The organism is Plantactinospora sp. CA-294935, assembly GCF_050936445.1.
GTDB lineage: Bacteria > Actinomycetota > Actinomycetes > Mycobacteriales > Micromonosporaceae > Plantactinospora.
In genome coordinates, this window is sequence record NZ_JBNJMU010000001.1 from 8,398,008 (window position 1) to 8,418,303 (window position 20,296).

General features: G+C 70.1%; 10 protein-coding genes. 4 read left to right on the forward strand and 6 right to left on the reverse strand.

Annotation, left to right across the window (positions count from 1 at the left end):
* Window positions 1-73 precede the first annotated feature (73 nt).
* From ACQEVC_RS36880 to ACQEVC_RS36905, 6 genes are all read right to left on the reverse strand, one after another.
* Window positions 74-1,126 carry a branched-chain amino acid ABC transporter permease gene (locus ACQEVC_RS36880; protein WP_432887496.1) on the reverse strand — a complete coding sequence of 351 codons (1,053 nt, stop codon included), beginning with the start codon at window positions 1,124-1,126 and terminating at the stop codon, window positions 74-76.
* Window positions 1,123-1,995: a branched-chain amino acid ABC transporter permease gene (locus ACQEVC_RS36885; RefSeq protein ID WP_432887499.1), complete on the reverse strand. Its 873-nt coding sequence runs from the start codon at window positions 1,993-1,995 to the stop codon at window positions 1,123-1,125. The genes ACQEVC_RS36880 and ACQEVC_RS36885 overlap by 4 nt, the downstream gene beginning before the upstream one ends.
* Before the next feature lie 83 nt (window positions 1,996-2,078).
* On the reverse strand, window positions 2,079-3,323 hold the full coding sequence (locus ACQEVC_RS36890; RefSeq protein WP_432887502.1) for an ABC transporter substrate-binding protein: 1,245 nt from the start codon (window positions 3,321-3,323) through the stop codon (window positions 2,079-2,081).
* A 51-nt stretch (window positions 3,324-3,374) separates the two neighbouring features.
* Window positions 3,375-4,067, reverse strand: a complete 693-nt coding sequence (locus tag ACQEVC_RS36895; protein ID WP_432887505.1) for an ABC transporter ATP-binding protein — start codon at window positions 4,065-4,067, stop codon at window positions 3,375-3,377.
* Window positions 4,060-4,824 carry an ABC transporter ATP-binding protein gene (locus tag ACQEVC_RS36900; protein ID WP_318396353.1) on the reverse strand — a complete coding sequence of 255 codons (765 nt, stop codon included), beginning with the start codon at window positions 4,822-4,824 and terminating at the stop codon, window positions 4,060-4,062. Before ACQEVC_RS36900 ends, ACQEVC_RS36895 begins: the two co-directional genes overlap by 8 nt.
* A 437-nt stretch (window positions 4,825-5,261) precedes the next feature.
* Window positions 5,262-7,016 carry a tannase/feruloyl esterase family alpha/beta hydrolase gene (locus tag ACQEVC_RS36905; RefSeq protein ID WP_432887509.1) on the reverse strand — a complete coding sequence of 585 codons (1,755 nt, stop codon included), beginning with the start codon at window positions 7,014-7,016 and terminating at the stop codon, window positions 5,262-5,264.
* A gap of 348 nt (window positions 7,017-7,364) precedes the next feature.
* Here ACQEVC_RS36905 and ACQEVC_RS36910 point away from each other — a divergent pair, with 348 nt between their 5' ends.
* From ACQEVC_RS36910 to ACQEVC_RS36925, 4 genes are all read left to right on the forward strand, one after another.
* Complete coding sequence (locus ACQEVC_RS36910; protein ID WP_432887512.1) at window positions 7,365-9,068, forward strand: carboxylesterase/lipase family protein; 1,704 nt, start codon at window positions 7,365-7,367, stop codon at window positions 9,066-9,068.
* A 54-nt stretch (window positions 9,069-9,122) separates the two neighbouring features.
* Complete coding sequence (locus tag ACQEVC_RS36915) at window positions 9,123-10,748, forward strand: long-chain fatty acid--CoA ligase (protein WP_432887515.1); 1,626 nt, start codon at window positions 9,123-9,125, stop codon at window positions 10,746-10,748.
* A gap of 348 nt (window positions 10,749-11,096) precedes the next feature.
* Window positions 11,097-12,152: an SMP-30/gluconolactonase/LRE family protein gene (locus tag ACQEVC_RS36920; protein WP_432887518.1), complete on the forward strand. Its 1,056-nt coding sequence runs from the start codon at window positions 11,097-11,099 to the stop codon at window positions 12,150-12,152.
* 305 nt (window positions 12,153-12,457) lie between these two features.
* Window positions 12,458-20,263: an SDR family NAD(P)-dependent oxidoreductase gene (locus ACQEVC_RS36925; RefSeq protein ID WP_432887521.1), complete on the forward strand. Its 7,806-nt coding sequence runs from the start codon at window positions 12,458-12,460 to the stop codon at window positions 20,261-20,263.
* Window positions 20,264-20,296: the final 33 nt, after the last annotated feature.

The following is a 20,296-nucleotide window of genomic DNA, read 5'->3' on the forward strand; positions in this document are numbered from 1 at the left end:
GTTGCGCGAAGTTCAGTTCCCGCGCATCGTGAGTTTGCCGAACTCTGTAACCCTGCGAGACGTCTGCAGCGGCTCACGGCCCGCGCCTCGCCGGGTCGGCACCGGCCGACGTGCGGCGCGACGACGTACGGCGCTGCCGCCAGGCCAGCCATTGGTGACGAACGGTACCCCAGACTCCACGCCGGAACAGCAACACCACGAGGACGAAGACCGAGCCGGTGACCAGGTCGATGCCGTCGAAGCCGGACGAGGCGAGATAGTCGGCGAGCATCACGGACAGGAACGCACCCAGGACCCCTCCCCACAGCGTGCCGATGCCGCCCAGCACCGTCATCAGCACGACTTCGCCGGAGGTGCTCCAGTGGAGTTCGGTCAGCGCGACGAAACCGTGGTTGATGGCGAACACGCCGCCGGCCAGGCCGGTCAGTCCGGCGGAGAGCACGAAGGCAATGACCTTGTACTTCTCCACTTCGTAGCCAAGCGCCCGTGCTCGCTGGGTGTTGTCCCGGATCGACACCAGGACTCGTCCGAACGGCGAGTGCACGATCCGCCAGGCTGCCCACATGCCGAGCAGGAGGATCGGCAAGGCCGCATAGTAGAAGTAGAACGACTCGGTCTCCACCAACTCGATGCCGAAGAACTTCCGGGGCACCCCTTGCAGCCCGTTTTCGCCGCCGGTCAGGTCGCTCCACTGGTACCCGATGAAGTAGACCATCTGCGCAAAGGCGAGGGTCACCATCGCGAAGTAGATCCCGGACCGGCGCACCGACAGATAGCCGGCGGGAAGGGCGAGAACCATCGCGAACAGGGCGCCGCCGACGACGGCCACGGGAAACGGCACACCGTAGTGCGTCGCGATCAGGCCCGTCACGTACGCCGAGCTGCCCCAGAACGCCGCGTGTCCGAAGGACAGCAGGCCGGTGTAGCCGAGCAGGATGTCCAGGGCGATCGCGAACAGCGCCATGGCCACGATGTCCATCGCCACGGGCGGATAGACGAACCACGGCAGCGCCAGCGCTGCCACCAGGCCGGCGGTCAGCAGAACCCATCGCAGCCTCGGGCTTTCGGCCGCGACGGGAGCACGCGCCTCGGTGACCGGGGGCTGGGTGACCACGGGCTGGGTCATGCCGTCGCCTCCTTGCGTCCGAACAACCCTGCGGGGCGGACCAGGATGATCAGGGCCATCAGGACGAAGATCAGGATCTGCGCGAACGTCGGGGCGTAGGCCTGACCGAACGCCTCCACCAGGCCCACCATGAAACCCGCGAGCACGGCGCCGACGATCGAACCGAGGCCCCCGATGACCACGACCGCGAACAGGATGATCGCGAAATTGTTGCCCATGTCGGCCGTGATCGCCCGAAACGGTGCGGCGAGCACGCCGGCCAGGCCAGCGAGCGCGACGCCGAAACCGAAGACCGGAGTCACCCAGCGGCCCACGTTGATGCCGAGGGCACGGGCGAGCTCGGGCTTCTCGGTTGCCGCCCGGACGATCATGCCAATCCTGGTCCGCGTCATCAGCAGCCAGACGAGCACACAGATCGCCACGGAGAACAGGAAGACGAACAGTTGGTAGCGCGGCAACACGACGCCGGCCAGGTCGACGCGTCCCGATAGCGCGTCCGGAGCCTTGTACGGCAGCCCGGAGACGCCGTACCTCTGCTTGACGAACTCCACGAGGACCAGCGTGAGGCCGAAGGTGAGCAGGAAGTTGTAGAGGGGGTCGAGCCGGAGCAGCCACTGCACGAGCAACCGCTCCACCACGACGCCGAAGACGAACATCAGCACCGGCACCACCAGCAGCGACCACCACAGCGTGAGACCGAGTGTGTCGAGCAGGACGGCTGCGGTGACCGCGCCGAGCATGTAGAACGCGCCGTGGGCGAAGTTCACCACGCCCAGGACGCCGAAGATGATCGCCAGTCCCAGGGCGGCCAGCGCGTAGAAGCTGCCGGCCGCCAGGCCCTGTACGGCGTACTGCAGCACTGCGTTCATGGGTTCCTTTCCCGGTGCCGACCCTGGGCGCCGAGGGGTGCCTGGGGCTGGGGTGCCTGGGGCTTACGAAACCGGACCACCGCTCAGATCGCGCACTCGGACGCCTCGGCAGGAGGGAATGCCTTCGCCGCGGGGATCGTGGTCACGATCTCCTCGTAGTCCCACTCCTCCTTCACCTCCGACGGCTCCTTGACGCGGGCCAGGTACGCGTCGTGGACGACGAGGTGGTCCTTGGCGCGGATCTCGCCATTGCGCAGGAACACGTCATTGATCTTCTTGCCTTCGAGCTTGCCGACGACCGCGTCGGCGTCGTCGGTACCGGCCTCCTGGACCGCCTCCAGGTACTGGAGCGCCGCAGAATAGTTGCCGGCATGTTCGAAGGTCGGGCGGGTCCCGGTCTCGTCGCGGAACCGGTCCGCCCACACACGCGACTCGTCGTCCATGTTCCAGTACCAGGCGTCGGTGAACATCGTGCCGGCGAACTGGTCGACGCCCAGAGAGTGGATGTCGGTGATGAGCATCAGCCCGACGGCCAGGTCGATGCCCTTCTCCTTCAACCCCGACTCGTTGAACTGCTTGACGACGTTGATCAGGTCACCGCCGGCCTGCATCGTGCCGATCACGTCGGGATTGGTGCTGCCTGCCTTGGTGAGGAAGGTCGCGAAGTTGTCGTTCGGGAACGGCGTCGGGATGGTGCCCTGCACCGTGCCACCTGCCTTGGAGATCGCGTCGGTGAAGGACTCGGTCATGTTCTGGCCGAACTCGTAGTCGGGGTAGATGATCTGCCAGTTCTTGCCACCCTGCTCGGTGACGGTCGTGCCGGTGCCGTTGGCGAGCATGTAGGTGTTGTATGCCCACTGGAAGGTGTACTTGTTGCACTGAGCGCCGGTCAGTTCGGTGGTCGCCGCGCTGACGTCGAGAAACAGCTTCTTGTGGTTCTTCGCCTGGTTGGCGACGGCCAGCGCTGCGGACGAGGTCGGCACGTCGAGGATGACGTCCGCTCCCCCGCGCTCGTACAGCTCCTGAGCCTTGGTGTTCGCGATGTCCGGCTTGTTCTGGTGGTCGGTCGACGTCACCTCGATCTCGTCGACGACGGCCCTGTCGCCGTACTTCTTCTGGTAGTCGGCCACCGCCATCTTGACCGCCTTGACACTGTTGGGCCCCGACGCGTCCTTGTAGACGCCGGACTGGTCGTTGAGCACCGCGAGAACCAGCTTGCCGTCCGTGAAATCACCACCCGAACCCCCGGGGCCGCCGCGACCGCAGGCGCCGAGGAGCAGTACCCCTGTCATGGCCGCGGCCCCGGCCCGAATCCGCTTGCTCTTCATGGTGGTTCTCCTCGTGTCGTGTCGGATGTGTCGCGTCGTCTGGTCGACCGGTCAGATGCCGAGGTGCTTGAGGAGTTCGCCCTCGCGCCGCCGAAATTCGGAGTTGTCGAGGGTCTCGACGATGCGGCCCTGGCTGAGCAGGTAGTGCCGGTCAGCCACGGTGGCTGCGAACTTGACGTTCTGCTCGATGAGCAGCACGCCGACGCCGGTGGCCTTGATCTGGCGGATGATCGCCGCGATCCGGGCCACGACCACCGGGGCCAAGCCCTCGGAGGGCTCGTCCATCAGCAGCAGCCGGGCACCGGTCCGGAGTGCCCTGGCGATGGCCAGCATCTGCTGCTCCCCACCCGACAGCGTGGTGCCCGGCGCCTTGCGGCGGTCGGCGAGCACCGGGAACGTTTCGTAGACCCGTTCCAGCGCCCATGCCCGGTCGGAGACCTTGGGCGGAAGCAGCAGGTTCTCCTCCACGGTGAGGCTCGCGTAGATGCCGCGGTCGTCCTGGACCCAGCCCATGCCGGCGCGGGCCCGCTGGTGGGCCGGCACGCGGGTGACGTCGCGGCCGAGGAAGGAGACGCTGCCGCCGACCTGCCGGTGCAGGCCGATCAGGCACCGCACCAGGGTGGTCTTGCCCGCGCCGTTGCGTCCGAGCAGGGTGACGACCTCGCCCTCTCCCACGCGCACGCTCACCCCGTGCAGCGCCTGCGCCTCGCCGTACCACGCCTTCAGACCATCGACCTCAAGCATGGTCGGCCTCGCCCAGATAAGCGGTGATCACCCGTTCGTCGTTGCGGACTTCGTCGTAGGCACCCTCCGCCAGGACCTTGCCCTGCTGCAGCACCGTCACCCGGTCAGCCAGGCTGCCGACCACGTGCATGTTGTGGTCGACGAACACCACCGTGCGGCCGACCGCGATGCGACGGACCAGCTCGATGGTGCGGTCGACGTCCTCGATCCCCATCCCGGCCGTCGGCTCGTCGAGGAGCATCACCCGTGGGTCCAGCGCCAGCACCAGTGCCAGCTCCAGCGCGCGTTTCTGCCCGTAGGCGAGCAGTCCGACCGGCTTCTCCGCCAGCGGTGTCAGCCCCACCTGCGCGAGCAGCTCGTCCACGCGGGCGCGGTTCCTGCCGAGTAGCTTCTCCGACCGCCAGAACCGGAACCCCTGGCTGGTGAGCCCCTGGAGAGCAAGCTCCACGTGCTCCCGGCTCGTCAGGGTCTCGAAGAGGCTGGTGATCTGGAACGACCTGGCCACGCCACGGCGCGCGACCTGCTCGGGCTGGTGGCCGGTGACGTCCTCGTCGAACACCGCGATCGCCCCGGACGTCGGGGACACGAATCCGGTCAGGAGGTTGAACAACGTGGTCTTGCCCGCACCGTTGGGACCCACCAGCGCGTGCACGCTGCCCTCGCGAACCTCGAGGTCCACCGAGTCGACCGCGCGGAAGCCCCGGAACACCTTCGTCAGGGACCGCGTGCGAAGCGCCACCCGACCGCTGGTCGTCACCCGGCTTCCTTCCTGGCGACCTGCGGACTCCTGGCGACCCGCGGGCTCCGAGTGACCTGCGGGGGCCGGACACCCGCGGCCGGACAGGTCATGGACGTCGCACGCCGGGAACCAACGGTGGTACATGCCAGACGCGCGGAGGCGGAGATGCCCTGGACTGTGGTCTGTCGGAGTACTGGCGAACCAACGTCCTGCGCCCCCCTGACAGGTAGCTGGCCGCACCCACACGAGCCTGCTGTCAACTCGGCTGCACTCCCCCGGGCGAGGAGCAGCGCTGGCGGTCGAGGCATCTCAGTCCCTTCTCAGTCACACGGTTCGCGCGGCTCTGCGCCGCGGCTGGTCACCGAACCTTTTCCACCTGAACAGCGGGGCACCTGCGCCCCGGCCGTGCTGGGGCGCCGACGGAGCGCCACGGCGCGGCGCGTGGTCGGCTGACGTCAACGCGCACACACGAAGCTGTGGGCGCTGTCGGGATCACCCGAGCGGTACTTCGGCCAGCGCGGGTACTCGCAGAGCGGGCGCGTTCTGCCGCTCCTGCCGTCTATAGCCACCGGTTTGACAGGCGGCCGTCCTTCCTCGACCCAACGTTCGAGAGCGGAGAGCGAGTCCCAGTTGGCGGCGAATGCGGGTGCGCCGACGTTGGCGTGATTTGCACCCGGCACGAGGTAGTACCGCATGAATTCCTGTGTCTGCCGGGGCCCTACCGTGTCGAGCACCCGCCGGTAATAGTCGTTCGTCGAGCGGTGGGAGACCAGCTCGTCCGCCGAACCATGAAGGAGAAGCAGCTTTCCGCCGGAGCGCGCGAAGGGACGGAGGTCCGAGTTGTTGCGATCCTGGATGGTGGAGAGGTAGCTGATTCGGGGGAGCCATTTTCCTGGTCGCCGAGGGTCGATAGCAAGGGAGTTGTAGTCGGGGTCCCTCGTCAGGAAGTACTTTACCCACTGGTCCCAGTACTGGGCCCCATATCCACTTGTTGCCGGCATGGGGTTAGCGGGCGCGGAGGTGCCGAATCCAAGAACCGGCGTTCTCATGTCGGCACCTGAAAGGAGAGGAAAGCCGGGATAGTACCGCTCACCGCTGGCGATCCGGTATGGCCAGCTGAACGGCCTGGACGCGGCAATGACCGATGTGATCTGCGGATCGGAGAGACATGTCGGGCCGGCATCGACGCCTTCGGGGCAGCGGAGCACGCGGGGGTCGAGGTCACAGCCGTCGAGGTTCGAGATGATTTTGTCCTCAAGGCCGTCTCGTCCGTCGCATGCCTCCATGACGCTGTTGTAGAGGAGGGCCTGCTTGTCGGGCCCGGGAAATGCGCCAGGACGGGACATCACCTGCGCAAGGTATCCGAGATGCAGGACTTCGGCCGTGTTGTTCCAGGCAGGGTAGGCGGAGATGACGCCGTCGAAGGCGTCCGGCCACCGTTGCGCGACGACGAGAGCCTCACGACCGCCTGTCGAACCGCCCGCGAAGTACGTTCGGCTGGGCCCTGCACCGTAGCCACGACGGACGAGGTACATGGCGGCATCGCGGGTCTTCTTGAGCGCATCGCCGGCGGCGAAATTACGAAGTGCCTCGTCGTTCATGCCGAAGGACCCGTCCAAGGAGCCTGCGGGACCTGCCTGGTGGCCGGAGTCACTTGCGAACGTCACGTACCTACGGGCCAGGGGTGTCGGTTGATCGGGACGCCCGAATGGCACGTTCTGCGTGATGTTGGGAATCGTTCCGTTGTATCCGCCGCCACCGAACATCATTGCGTTGCGGTTCCAGTCGACAGGCATAGCGATGTGCAGCCTGATGTCCGGCGCGGAGGGATCGATTGGGAAGAGCGCCGCACCGACGCTGCAGTACTCGATGGTCTCGCCAGCCACGGTCTGGGTTACCAGGGCTGCCGACCCGACGCGGCCGCCCTTGGTCGGCAAACTGATTGCCGACGCCGGAATCTCCCTGCCCGCCAACTCCGCGCAGCTCGGAGCCGTGTCCACTGAACCTTTTTCAACCTCCCCTTGCGGTCCGTTGGAGCGCGAGGTCGGACGCGGTGTGTGAGCGCCGCGCGGTTCAGGTTGAAAAAGGTCCACTGTGGCGGCGGCAGGCGCAGGCCCGAGGACCGCCGTCGCGCTCGCCAGCGTGGTGGCGAGCACCAGTCCGGCAGGGAATCGTCTCGATCTTCCACGAACTCGCAGCACTTGGCTCATTGCGGACCTCCTGCCTAAGCACGCTGTGCCGCCAGGCCGCTCGCAGACGGCACTGAGTGCCATCACTGTGCCATGCGTCACAACCGCCCGCAAGGGCCGACGGAGGAACGCCAGGTGTCGGACCCTTGAGGACTCCTCCTGGCCTGAGCGGCGGATCAAGGTTTCGCGGCGCCGTCGAGCCGGCCAGGGAGCAGCGTCACCTTGCGGGGCCGACGGTGGTCCGCAGGCAAGCGGCCCGGCCCTTGCCCCGCGTAAGTGATGCATGCAACAGTGCTGGCACGCGGTGGCAATGTAGATGCGATAAGGCGACACCGCGTGCCAAATCCTGAACCCAAGGAGGCAGTGCCGATGCCTGCTATGCCGTCCGGGGCCACAATCGTCCGGGGATCGGCCGGGCGCCGTCGCACGACGTCATCTCTGCTCCGGCTGATCCTCGGCATCGTCCTTGCGACCGCAATCCTGGCCACCATGCCGTTCACCAGTGCGTCCGCCCACACTGTCCGGCCTGGACACGACCCGACCCTCGTCCGAACGACGCTGGGTCCGATCGTCGGGCGGGACGAGGGCCGGTCGACCGGGACGTACTCGTGGCTGGGAATTCCATACGCCGAGCCGCCGGTGGGCGATCTCCGATGGCGGCCGCCGAAGCCCCACCGGTCCTGGATGGATGTCCGGCGCACCCAGCAGTACGGGGCGGGGTGCACGCAGCCGGGACGCTTCTTCAGCCCGTCGCCGAACGGGCCACTCTACGACCTGGCGGTGCGCGACGGGCTGCGGCAGCCCGTGGGCGAGGAGGACTGCCTGACGCTGAACGTCTTCCGTCCGTCGACGTCGAAACGCGACCTGCCCGTCGTGTTCTTCATCCACGGCGGGAGCAATGTCGTCGGCTATTCGGCGGATCCGATGTACGACGGGCGGGAGCTGGCCAGGCGCGCCCAGGCCGTGGTCGTGACCGTCAACTACCGGGTGGGAATCTTCGGCTGGCTGAGCGCCGAAGGCTCAGGGGACGGCGACCCGCTGTCGGCGTCCGGCAACTTCGGCACTCTCGACCTTATCGACGCGCTCCGCTTCGTCGACCAGAACGCCCGGAAGTTCGGTGGCGACTCCGACAACATCAGCGTCATGGGCCAGTCGGCAGGTGCGGTGAATGTATGGTCCCTGCTCGTCTCCCCACTGGCGCGCGAAATGGTCGACAAGGCAATCCCGCTCAGCGGCGGCCTGAACACCCGAAGTGTGGCCAACGCGAGGGCTTACGCCGACCGTGTCATGCAGGCCGCGGAGAGCGACCACCCCTCTCCGGGCAGAAGCGGCATCGACCTGCTCCGTTCGCTCTCCGCCGACGACCTGGTACGAGTGCTCGTCAGGCACCAACTCGACGCAACGCCGGCGGTCATCGCCGATGGCACGGTGATCCCCTCGGACCCGTACGCCGTGCTCGAGTCCGGGGTCGATCGCGACGTGCCCCTACTGGCCGGGAACACCCTCGAGGAGGGGAAGCTGTTCGGCAGTTCAATCGGCGCGCACAAGCCGAGTGACTACGACCGGTTCACGTTGCAGTACCTGTTCGATCCCGACAACCCCGGCAACCTGACCACCTCCGACTTACTCAGGGACGAATATCTTCCGGTAGACAAGCCCGAGGGCTGGAACGATGCTGCTGCCGCGCTGACCGAAGCCGTCTTCACGGGCATCAACCGGGATTCACTGGATGCGTTGGCTCGCAGCGGGAATCGATCGCTCTACCATTACAGGTTCGACTGGAATCAGGAGCCCGCGCCGTTCGACCAGGTGTACGGCGCCGTACACGCGATCGATCTGCCCTTCGTGTTCGGCAACTTCGGGCGCAACGTCTTCTCGTACGCCTTCAGTCAGCAGAACCAGCCCGGCCGACTGAGGTTGTCGGACCTGATGATCGCCAGCATCCGGAGCTTCGTCCACACGGGATCGCCGCAGCACCGGGGACTCGGGCGCACCTGGGACCGGTGGCCGGCGAGCCTGGTGCTGGACGCGGACGATCGGCACATCCGTCTCGGGTCGACGACCGACCGGTGAGGACGGTCTCCGCCTGACGACGGCCGGGGACACCCTCGCAGAAATGGAGGAATTGTGCGCGGACTGATGCAGGACAGGTCGCTCGACGTCGGCCTGTTGATGCGACGGGCGGACCTGGGATTCCGCCACAAGCGCGTCGTGACGGCGACCGCGTCGGGCGAGACGATCTCGACCTGGGGCGAAGTGATCGACCGCGCGCGGCGACTCTCCGCCGTGCTCGACGTCCTGGAGGTCCCGAACTCGGCACGGGTCGGCACCTTCGGCTGGAACAGCCAGCGCCATGTCGAGCTGTACCTGGGTGTTCCGTCGGCCGGCCGCGTCCTCCACACGATCAACCACCGGCTCTTCGCCCGCGATCTGGTGCACATCATGTCCGACGCGGCCGACGACATCGTCTTCGTCGACCGGTCGCTGCTGGGCACGGTGTGGGACGCCATCCGCTCCATCGCAACGGTTCGCTGGATCGTCGTGATGGACGACGGTGGCGACGAGAAGATTCCGGTCGATCCGCGCGTAGTCGACTACGAGGCGCTACTCGCCCGATGTCCCGAGCCGGCAGCGGCAGCGTGCGTCGACGAGAACGACGCCGCGAGCATGTGCTACACCTCCGGTACGACCGGGCGGCCGAGGGGCGTGCTCTACAGCCATCGCTCCATCGTCCTACACGCGATGCTGCTGCTGGGCGTCGACAGCTTCGCCGTCTCGGAGCGGGATGTCGTCATGCCCATCGTGCCGATGTTCCACGTCAACGCCTGGGGGCTGCCCTACGCGGCGGTACTCGCCGGAGCCGAACTCGTGCTTCCCGGCCCGGCAATGGCCCCAACGGATCTCATCCAGCAGCTCTCCCGGCACCGCGTGACATTCTCAGCCGGCGTGCCAGCGATCTGGCGCGGTCTGGAGCCACTCCTGGGCACCGCAGACCTCTCGTCGCTGCGCATGGTGGTCAGCGGCGGGAGCGCCCTGCCAGACGCGCTGTCCCAGGCATGGGAGCGGGCGATCGGCGTACCCATCACAAGTTCATGGGGGATGACCGAGACGAGTCCGCTCGTTGCGTGCGGGCGGGTGTCGTCCGCTCACGACGCACTACCGGCCGGCGAACGCCGACGGTTGCTCGGCCACCCCGGGCCGACAATGCCGTTGGTCGACGTACGGATCGTGGACGCCGAGCGTCGACCCGTCGCGCGGGACGGAACCGCGTCGGGCGAGCTCCAGGTGGCCGGGCCGACGATCGCGGCCAGCTACTTCGGCGCCGATCCGGGCACGTCGTCCTTCACCGACGATGGCTGGCTGCGGACAGGTGACGTCGCGACGCTCGACGAGTTCGGCTACCTACACATCGTCGACCGCATCAAGGACATGATCAAGTCCGGCGGGGAGTGGATTTCGTCGGTGACGCTCGAGAACGAGCTGATGGCACACCCGGCTGTGCGGGAGGCAGCAGTGATCGGCGTCGTCGACGACCGTTGGGGGGAGCGGCCGTGGGCATACGTCGTACTCGCGGCCCGGGTGGGGGGCGACGAGACGGGCCTGCGCGAGTACCTTCGCGGGCGGGTCGCCTCGTGGTGGATCCCCGATCGCTTCGTCGTCATCGACGAGATCCCCAAGACGGCGACGGGCAAGTTCTCGAAGGTGGCGCTGCGTGACCTCACCGAGTCCGTTGCCAGGTCGCAGCCGGCGTGACGACTCCGCGCCGTCCCGAGCTGGTGGGCGGTGGCCGTGACGCGGCAGGGCTCCGCGCCGCCCTCCGCCGTCATCGTGGTATACATAGGTCTCGATGGATGGACGCGTGGAGGTGCAGTTCATCCGTACCCCTGACCCAGCATCGGCGAACTCGGTGAACGCGGTGATCCCGCAGACGGTGCGCAACCGCAGGTACACCCTTGCCAGCCGGTCGGACGGCGACGTGCAGAACCGTCCGAGCACCGCGCCCACGACGGCGGCCTGCCACACCGCGACCCACCGGCCGGCCGCGGGAGTCCGCGCCGACCCTACGAATGAGCAGGTCCCACCCCTGATTGGAATCGACCTATGCCCCGACGATCTGCCCGCGCCGCCCTGGCCGGTGCCCTGACGCTGCTGACGGCCCTGGCCATCAACACCACGTTCACCGGTGACCGAGCGGATGCCGGTGACACCGTGAGCGCCGGCGATCCGGCGGATGTCGGAGCCCTCGCCGGCACGACTGGCCCCTGCACCCCGGGCGCCTCCTACCCGTCGCCGCTGCCCGCGCCCACCATGGCCGCCACCAGGATCAGCGGCGGCTTCAGCTTCCTGGAGGGACCGGTCTGGCTCGCCGGGTCGGGCCAACTGCTCCTCTCCGACATGCGCGGCGGTACGGGCCCGGAGAACGTGCAGCCTTCGACGATCCGCCGGTTCACCCCGCCGAACACGTTCGACGTGTTCAGCGAGAACGCCGGCAGCAACGGGCTGGCCGTGACCGGGGACGGCACCCGGATCCTCGCCGCCACCCACGACCAGCGCAGCGTGTCCTCCTACCTGCTGTCCGACCGAAGTCGCAGCTCAGTGGCGAGCGACTTCCAGGGACGACGGTTCAACTCCCCGAACGACCTCACGGTCCGCGCCGACGGGACCGTCTACGTCACCGACCCGAACTTCCAACGCGGCAACCGGCCGGACGAGCTGGGCGGGATGACCGGGGTCTTCCGGGTGAGCGACGGTGAGGTGTCCCTCGTCGACGGCACCGTGTCCCAACCCAACGGCATCGTGTTGTCGCCGGACGAGACGACCCTCTACACAGGCGGCAACGCCGACAACACCATCTTCCGGTACGACCTGATGCCGGACGGCAGCACCGGGCAGCGCACCACGTTCGCGAGCCTCGCCGGCCCGGACGGCGCGACGGTGGACTGCGCCGGCAACATCTACTGGGCTTCCTACACCGACGGGCGGATCCACGTCTTCGCGGCCAGCGGCGAGAAGCTGGGCACGATCTCCGCGGGCCGGAACACCACCAACGCCGCGTTCGGCGGCCCCGACGGCCGAACCCTCTACATCACCTCCGGCACGTGGGGCGACTTCGGCCTGTACCAGATCGAACTCAACGTGCCGGGATCGCCGTACTGACGGGCAGGGCAGCTCAACCAACCACTCCGATACCCGGGCGCCGGGTGGGCAACCGGAGCACAAGGAGAACGTCCAGGTGCACCGCTACGACCCGCTGACCGGCGCGCTCGTTGCCGGGCAGTGACGGCGCTCCCCCGATGGCGGGCGCCCGGGGAAACCCGTCGGTGCGTCCCTTCGTGCGGTTTCCCACCGCGCTCCTCAGCCCGGGCTCGGGCCGTGGTGCGACTACCGACGTCTAGCCCACACCGGGGGCACTCGACGCCACCGTGGTGTCGCACTGGCATCCGAATGCGAGGATCAGGACCGTGCGGGATGTCTGGGACGTCGAAGGGCAAAGGCACACCCCGTCCGGCGAACGGGACGTGATCAAGCCGATACCGCCGCTGTTGCGGGACAACGCCCGGCGGTACGGGGACCGGACGGCGTACGCAGACGACCGACGCGCCGTGACCTGGGGCGAGCTGGAGCGGCGTACGGCCCGTCTCGGCGCCGGTCTCGGCATCGAACGTAACGCCCGGGTGGCGTTCTGCCTCGACGGCGGCGTCGACCTGGTGGAGGTGCTATTCGCGGCGGTCCGGGCGACGGCTGTCGGCGTCCCGCTCAATCCACACTGCACCGAGGGCGAGTTGGCGGCCCTGCTCGCCGACTGCGAACCGGCGGTACTGGTGATCGACGAACGACGCCTCGGCCAGATCGCCCGAGTGACCGCGGGACTCCGTCCGCTACGGCTGGTGGTGGCCGGAGCGGGTCCGTTGCCGGCCGGCGCGCGGCGGCTGAGCGACCTCGCTGCCGGTGGCGACGAAACCGGGGACCCCGTCGGAGACGTGCCGGACGACCTCGGCCTCGACGAGCCCGCCTTCATGCTCTACACCTCCGGGACGACCGGAGCGGTCAAGGGCGCTGTCTCGACCCAGCGGGCGGCCCTGTGGTCGGCGGTCAGTTGCTACGGGCCGGTGCTCCGCCTGACCTCGGACGACCGTCTGCTGTGGCCACTGCCGATGGCGCACAGCTTCGCACACTCGCTCTGTGTACTCGGCGTCACGATGGCCGGCGCGAGCGCGCGGATCGTCTCCGATCCCGCTCCCGCGACGGTGGCCCGGCTGCTCGACGAAGCGGCACCGACCGTCGTCGCCGGGGTGCCGGTGACGTACCGCCAACTGCTGGACGCCGACCCGCCGGCGGTGTCGTCGTTGCGGATCTGCCTGACCGCCGGGGCGGTCAGTGACGCAGGGCTGCGTGCGGACGTCGAGGCCCGACTCGGCGTCCCGCTGCTGGACTGTTACGGCAGTACCGAGACCTGCGGCATGATCGCGGTGGAACCGGTCGCGGGACCGCGGGTGAGCGGTACCAGCGGCCCCCCGGCCCCGGGCGTCGAGGTGCGGCTGGTCGACCCGGCGACGGGCCGGGCGGCGGCACCGGACGCGGACGGCGAGGTCTGGGTCCGGGGGCCCAATCTCATGCTCGGGTACCACGGGCAACCGCAGGCGACGGCGGAGGTACTGCGGGACGGCTGGTACCGCACCGGCGACCTGGGACGAATCGATGAGCACGGCCACCTGAGCATCGTCGGACGGGTCGGTGACCTGATCATTCGCGGCGGCACCAACGTGGACCCGGCCGAGATCGAACAGACGCTGCGACGCCTACCCGAGGTACGTGACGCCGCCGTCGTCGCCCGGGCCCACCCGCTGCTCGGCGAGGTTCCGGTGGCCTTCGTCGTGCCGGTGGACACCGCCGGGGCGACCGACCCGGCCGGCCTGCTCCGGGCCTGCGCGCGGGCGTTGTCCGCGTACAAGGTGCCGGAGGAGATCGTCTTCACCCCCGTGATCCCGCGTACCGCCTCCGGCAAGCCCCGACGCCGGCTGCTGCGCGAGGCGCTCGCGGCCGGCTCGTCGCCGGAGACGACGGCCCGGTTCGACGGCCTGACCGCCGTCGAGCGCCGGGCCGTGCTGACAGACCTGGTCCGCGCCGAAGTGGCGGCGGTCTGCGGCCCGATCGCCGAGCTGACCACGGCGTTCGCGGATCTGGGAATGACGTCGATGGCGGCCATGACGGTGTGGCACCGGCTCAGCCTGCGTACCGGGTCGCGGCTGCCGACGACGGTGCTGTGGGACCAGCCCAGTCCGGCGGCGCTGGTGGCCTATCTGGACGATCGCCTTTCCGGAAGTACCCCGGTCACGGTCGCTCGGCGCCCGAGAGCCGCCACCGAGCCGGTCGCGATCGTCGCGGTCGGCTGCCGGTACCCGGGCGGGGTGCGTTCACCCGAAGAGCTGTGGCAGCTCGTCGTCGACGGCGTGGACGCGACCAGTGAGTTTCCCACCGACCGCGGCTGGGACGTCGAGGCGCTGTACGACGCCGACCCGGACAGGATCGGTACGACGTACACCCGCCGGGGTGGATTCCTGCACGAGGCGGCGGATTTCGATCCGGCGTTCTTCGGCATCTCACCGCGCGAGGCCCTCGCCACGGATCCGCAGCACCGGCTGCTGCTCGAGGTCGCCTGGGAGGTGTTCGAGCGGGCTGGTATTCCCACGCCTGGGCTGCGCGGCACCGACACCGGCGTCTTCGTCGGACTCATGCACGCCGACTATGCGAGCCGGTTGTCCGCGCACGAGTTGGAGTCGCATCTCGGAATCGGCTCGGCCGGCAGTGTGGCATCCGGGCGCATCGCCTACGTGTTCGGGCTGCGCGGCCCGACGCTGACCATCGACACGGCCTGCTCGTCGTCATTGGTCGCGATGGACCTGGCGGCGAAGGCGCTCCGGGCGGGCGAGTGCTCGCTGGCCCTCGCCGGCGGTGTGACGGTGATGGCGACGCCGGGGCCGTTCCTCGCGTTCAGCCGGCAGCGCGGCCTCGCCCCGGACGGTCGGTGCCGCTCGTTCGCCGCCGGCGCGGACGGTACCGCCTGGGCCGAGGGAGCCGGGCTCGTCCTGTTGGAACGTCTGGCCGACGCGCGGCGGCACGGGCACCCGGTGCTCGCGATCCTGCGCGGAACCGCGGTGAACTCCGACGGCGCCTCGAACGGACTCACCGCACCGAACGGCGAGTCGCAGCGGGACCTCATCCGGCTGGCGCTCGCCGACGCGGGCCTGCGGGCATCCGAGGTGGACGTGGTGGAGGGGCATGGTACGGGCACCCGGCTCGGCGACCCGATCGAGGCGGCCGCGATTCTCGAGACGTACGGGCAGGACCGGGAGCGTCCCGTCTGGTTGGGTTCGGTGAAGTCGAACCTCGGTCACACCCAGGCAGCGGCGGGCGTGGCCGGCGTGATCAAGATGATCGAGGCGATGCGCCATCGACGGCTCCCCCGGTCGCTGTACGCCGAGGAGCCGTCGCCGTATGTCGACTGGACCGCGGGTGCGGTACGGCTGCTCGACACGGCGCGGCCGTGGCCCGCCGAGGGACGGCCACGACGGGCGGCCGTCTCGTCGTTCGGCATCGGCGGCACCAACGCGCACGTGATCCTCGAGGAGCCGACCGCCGGGGTTGCCGTGCCGGCCGCCGAGGCCGGCTCGGACGACGACTGCGCCGCCGATCCCGCCGAGGCCGGTGCGTCGGCGCCCGCCCGGTCCTCACGCCGGGGCACCCCGCCGTGGCTGCTCGCGGGCGCCGACGAGGCCGGGCTGCGGGCGTACGCCGGGCGGCTCGCCGCTGCGCTCCCGGACGCCTCCACGCTGGACGTCGCGTACTCGCTGGCCACCGGGCGGACCGCGCTCGGACACCGGGCGGCGGTGCGGGCCGGGCACCTCGACGCGGTACGCGACCTGGCTCGCGGGATGCCGAACATCGACGTACGCCTGGCGGTCGCCCGCCGCGAGCCACGGCTGGCGTTCCTGTTCACCGGGCAGGGTGCGCAGCGGCTCGGGATGGGCAACGAACTGGCGGCAGTCTTCCCCCGGTTCGCCGAGGTCTACGACGCGGTCTGCGCCGCGTTCACGCCCCACCTGGACCGGCCGCTGCGCACCGTGGTCGAGGGCGACGATGCCGAACTGCTGGACCGCACGGACTACGCCCAGCCGGCCCTGTTCGCGTACGAGGTGGCGCTGCACGCGCTGTACCAGGCGTGTGGCGTCCGGCCGGACCACCTCGCCGGACACTCGATCGGTGAACTCGTCGCCGCGCACGTCGCAGGCGTACTCTCGCTGCCGGACGCGGCCCGGCTGGTCGCCGCACGGGGGCGGTTGATGGCCGCCCTTCCCCCGGGCGGGGCGATGGTCGCGGTCCGGGCGACCGAGGCCGAGGTGGACAAGCTCCGCACCGACGTCGCCGGCCCGGTCGGACTGGCCGCGGTGAACGGCCCGGAGTCCGTCGTGCTCTCCGGTGCCGAGAACGCCGTTACGGAACTGGTCGCACGGCTCGGGCGTCGTGCCGACCGGCTGCGGGTGAGCCACGCGTTCCATTCGCCGTTGCTCGATCCGATGCTGGCCGACTTCCGGGCGGTGGCCGAGTCGGTGACCTACCACCGCCCCTCGGTGCCGGTGGTCTCCGGGTTGACCGGTCGGCCCGAGCCGGACGCGCTCGGCAGCGCCGAATACTGGGTCCGGCACGCCCGCGAGACGGTTCGGTACGCCGACGCGGTCGCCTGGCTCGACCGGGCCGGCACGTCCGCCTACCTCGAGGTCGGGCCGGACGCGGTCCTCGGCGTCCTCGCCGAGCGGTGCGTCGCGGCGGACTCCGATGCCGCCTTCGTACCCGGCATCCGATCCGGGTCCACCGAGGTCGCCGGCTTCCTCGACGCGTTGGCGACGCTGCACCTGCACGGCGTGTCAGTGGACTGGCAGGTGGCGTACGCCGGCAGCGGTGCCCGGCGGTGCGATCTGCCGACGTACCCCTTCCAGCGGCAGCGCTACTGGCTGGACGCCACCCCGCCGGCCGCCGGGGCGTCCCATCCGATGCTCGGCGATCCGCAGCCCGCCGCCGACGGTCCACAGGTACGCCACTCGGGGCTCCTCGGCACCGCCCGCCAGCCGTGGCTCGCGGACCACGTGATCGGCGGCGACGTCGTCGTGCCGGCGGCCGCACTGGCCGAGATGGCGTTCCGGGCGGCGGATGCCGGGGACGACGCCGCCGTCCGGCTGGCCGAGCTGACGATCTCCACCCCGCTGGTGCTGTCCGGACCGGTGGACGTCCAGGTCGTCGTGGACGCGCCCGGCGGGACCGGTGACCGCCCGCTGACCATCTGGGCCCGCCCGCACGGATCTCCGGGACCGTGGACCCGGCACGCCACCGCCGACGTCACGGCCGTGACCGGCCGTGCCCCGGCGCCCCGGACCGACTGGCCGCCGCCCGGTGCCCGGCCGGTCGCCGTCGACTACGACCGGCTCGCTGCGGCGGGATTCCGCTACGGCCCGGCGTTCCGCCTGGTCACCGGCTTGTGGCGGGATGCCGACACCATCTATGCCGACCTGGCCCTGGCACCGGGCGAAGCCGGCCGGTACGGCCTGCATCCGGCGTTACTCGACGCGGCCCTGCATGCCAGCCTGCTGGCCGAACCGCCGGACCGGCCACGGATGCCGTTCACGCTCGGCGGCGTCGAACTGCACGCCACCGGAGCCACGGCCGCGCGGGTGGTGCTGCACCGGATCGGACCGGACGAGGTACGGGTCACCGTCGACGACCCGCTCGGCCGACCCGTCGCCACGATCGACTCACTCGTCACCAAGGAGATCGACGCCGCGACCGTGGCACGGGCGACGGCCCGCCGGGCGCTGCACCGGGTCGACTGGGTACCGGCACCGGCCGCCGGCGACGGCAGCGGGTACGAGTTGTTCCGCCCGGCCGCGCCCGCCGACGGCGACCCACCCGCCCGGGCACGCGCACTGCTCGACAGCACCCTGCGCCGGCTCACCGACTGGCTCGGCGCCGACCGGCCGGGACGCCTCGTCGTCGTCACCGAACGGGCCACCGGCGCCGACCCGGATCCGGCCGCCGCTGCGGTGTGGGGGCTGGTCGGCAGCGCCCAGTCCGAACACCCCGGCCGGTACACCGTCGTCGACCTCTGCGGCGCGCCCGCCTCGGAGGCGGCCCTGGACCGGGCGGCCTCGCTGGCCGAACCACGGCTCGCGGTCCACGGCGGCACCATAGTCGCGCCACGGCTCGCCCCGTCCGTCGCGGCGGACGGCGCCGAGCCGGCCCTGGATCCGGACGGCATCGTACTGATCACGGGCGGCACCGGCGCCCTCGGTGCGATCCTGGCCCGCCACCTCGTCGCCGAGTACGGGGTCCGGCACCTGGTGCTGGCCAGTCGACGCGGGACGCCGCCGTCCTGGGCGGACGAACTCCCGGCCCGGGTCAGCGTGCGCGCCTGCGACGTCGGCGACAGGTCGGAGGTCGACGCGCTGGTCGCCTCCTGCCGGCCGGGACTGACCGCCGTGTTCCACCTCGCCGGTCTGCTCGACGACGGTGTCCTCACCGCCATGTCGCCGGAGCGGATCGCCGCCGTACTGGCGCCGAAGGCAGACGCCGCCTGGCATCTGCACGAGGCCACCCGTGGGCTCGGTCTCGCCGCGTTCGTGACGTACTCCTCGGCGTCCGGCGTGCTCGGCCGACCGGGTCAGGCCAACTACGCGGCCGCGAACGCGTTCCTGGACGCGCTGGCGCAGCACCGCACGACCCGGGGGTTGCCGGCGCAGTCGCTGGCCTGGGGCCTGTGGGAAGCCGACGACGACGCCGGAGGCATGTCCGGCAGAGCGGTGACCGACACGGCCCGCCGGCAGTTGACCGACGGCGGAATCCGGGCGCTCACTCGGGCGCAGGGCACGGCGCTGCTCGACCGGGCGCTGCGCACCCCCGAGCCGGTGCTCGTCCCGCTCCTACTGGACGTGCCGGCGCTGCTCGGCGCCGCCGTACCGCCGGTCCTCAGCTCATTGGTGCCGGCCGCCCCGGGCGGAGCCGCCGCAGCCGCCGACGACGGGCGGGGGGCGTGGCGCGCGGCCCTCGCCGGGGTGCCGGCGGCGGACCGCGAGGCGACCCTGTCGACCCTGGTCCGGGCGGAGGTGGCCGCCGTGCTGGGCTTTACGGACGCGGCGTCGTGGGACGCAAAGCGGCACTTCACCGAGTTGGGCCTCGACTCACTCGCCGCGGTCCAGCTCCGCAACCGGCTCAGCACGTTCACCGGGGTACGCCTGGAAGCGACGACCGCCCTCGACCATCCGACCCTGGCGGAACTGACCGCACATCTGTACCCGCTGCTGGCCGAGACCCTGCACACGGAGGCGACGCCGCTCGACGACATGCCGACCGGGGCGACACCGAGCGGCGAGCGAACCGCGTCGGACCGGTTCACCGCGATCTATCACCGGGTCATCCGTGCACAGGGTGTGCCGGAGGCGATTGCGCTGCGGTACCTCGCCTCGTACGGCCTGCCGACGTTCACCGTCGAGCAGCGAGCGCAGCACGTCGTCCCGCCCGTTCGCCTGGCCGGGGGTGATCCGCGCCGGCCGATCCTGCTGTACATTCCCGGCTATCTCGCGCTGTCCGATCCGACTCCGGTCGGGTTGGTCCGGGCGCTCGACAACGAATTCGACCTGCACATGCTCGTCAATCCCGGCTTCGGTGCCCGCCGCGACATCCCGGACAGCGCCGCCACGCTGGCCAACCTGCACGCCGACACGGTCCGTACCATGGCCGGCGACCGACGGGTTGTCATCGTCGGCGAATGCACCGGCGGCCTGGTCGCGCACGCCGTCGCCGGGCACCTCGCATCCGACGACGCCCCGCCGGCCGGCGTGATCCTCATCGACAGCCACCACGGCACCGAGGGCCGGGACGACCGACGTGCGCTCGCGCTGGTGGCGGCGGACCGCAACCGTCCAGCGGAGCTGTTCCACGGCTTCTTCTCCGACGCCACGATGATCGCCGGTGGCGCCTACGTACGGATCTTCGATGGCTGGCAACCTCAGCCGTCACCGGTACCCACGCTGCTGCTGCGCGCTGCTCCCACCCGGGAGATGCGCGACGCCGATCCCGGCGGAGACTGGTCGCCGTGCTGGCCGCTACCGCACGAGGTCGTCGACATCCCGGGTGATCACTACACGATGGTCGACGGCGACGCCGGAACGACCGTGGCCGCCATGCGAAGCTGGCTCCGCGAACTGGACCCGGCGTGGTAACCGCCGGGCCGACCCGGCGACGCGGCTCTGCGC

Coding starts and splice junctions, on each gene's coding strand:
- ACQEVC_RS36880 (WP_432887496.1), bottom strand. CDS start 1,126: ATGACCCAGCCCGTGGTCACCCAGCCCCCGGTCACCGAGGCGCGTGCT.
- ACQEVC_RS36885 (WP_432887499.1), bottom strand. CDS start 1,995: ATGAACGCAGTGCTGCAGTACGCCGTACAGGGCCTGGCGGCCGGCAGC.
- ACQEVC_RS36890 (WP_432887502.1), bottom strand. CDS start 3,323: ATGAAGAGCAAGCGGATTCGGGCCGGGGCCGCGGCCATGACAGGGGTA.
- ACQEVC_RS36895 (WP_432887505.1), bottom strand. CDS start 4,067: ATGCTTGAGGTCGATGGTCTGAAGGCGTGGTACGGCGAGGCGCAGGCG.
- ACQEVC_RS36905 (WP_432887509.1), bottom strand. CDS start 7,016: ATGAGCCAAGTGCTGCGAGTTCGTGGAAGATCGAGACGATTCCCTGCC.
- ACQEVC_RS36910 (WP_432887512.1), top strand. CDS start 7,365: ATGCCTGCTATGCCGTCCGGGGCCACAATCGTCCGGGGATCGGCCGGG.
- ACQEVC_RS36920 (WP_432887518.1), top strand. CDS start 11,097: ATGCCCCGACGATCTGCCCGCGCCGCCCTGGCCGGTGCCCTGACGCTG.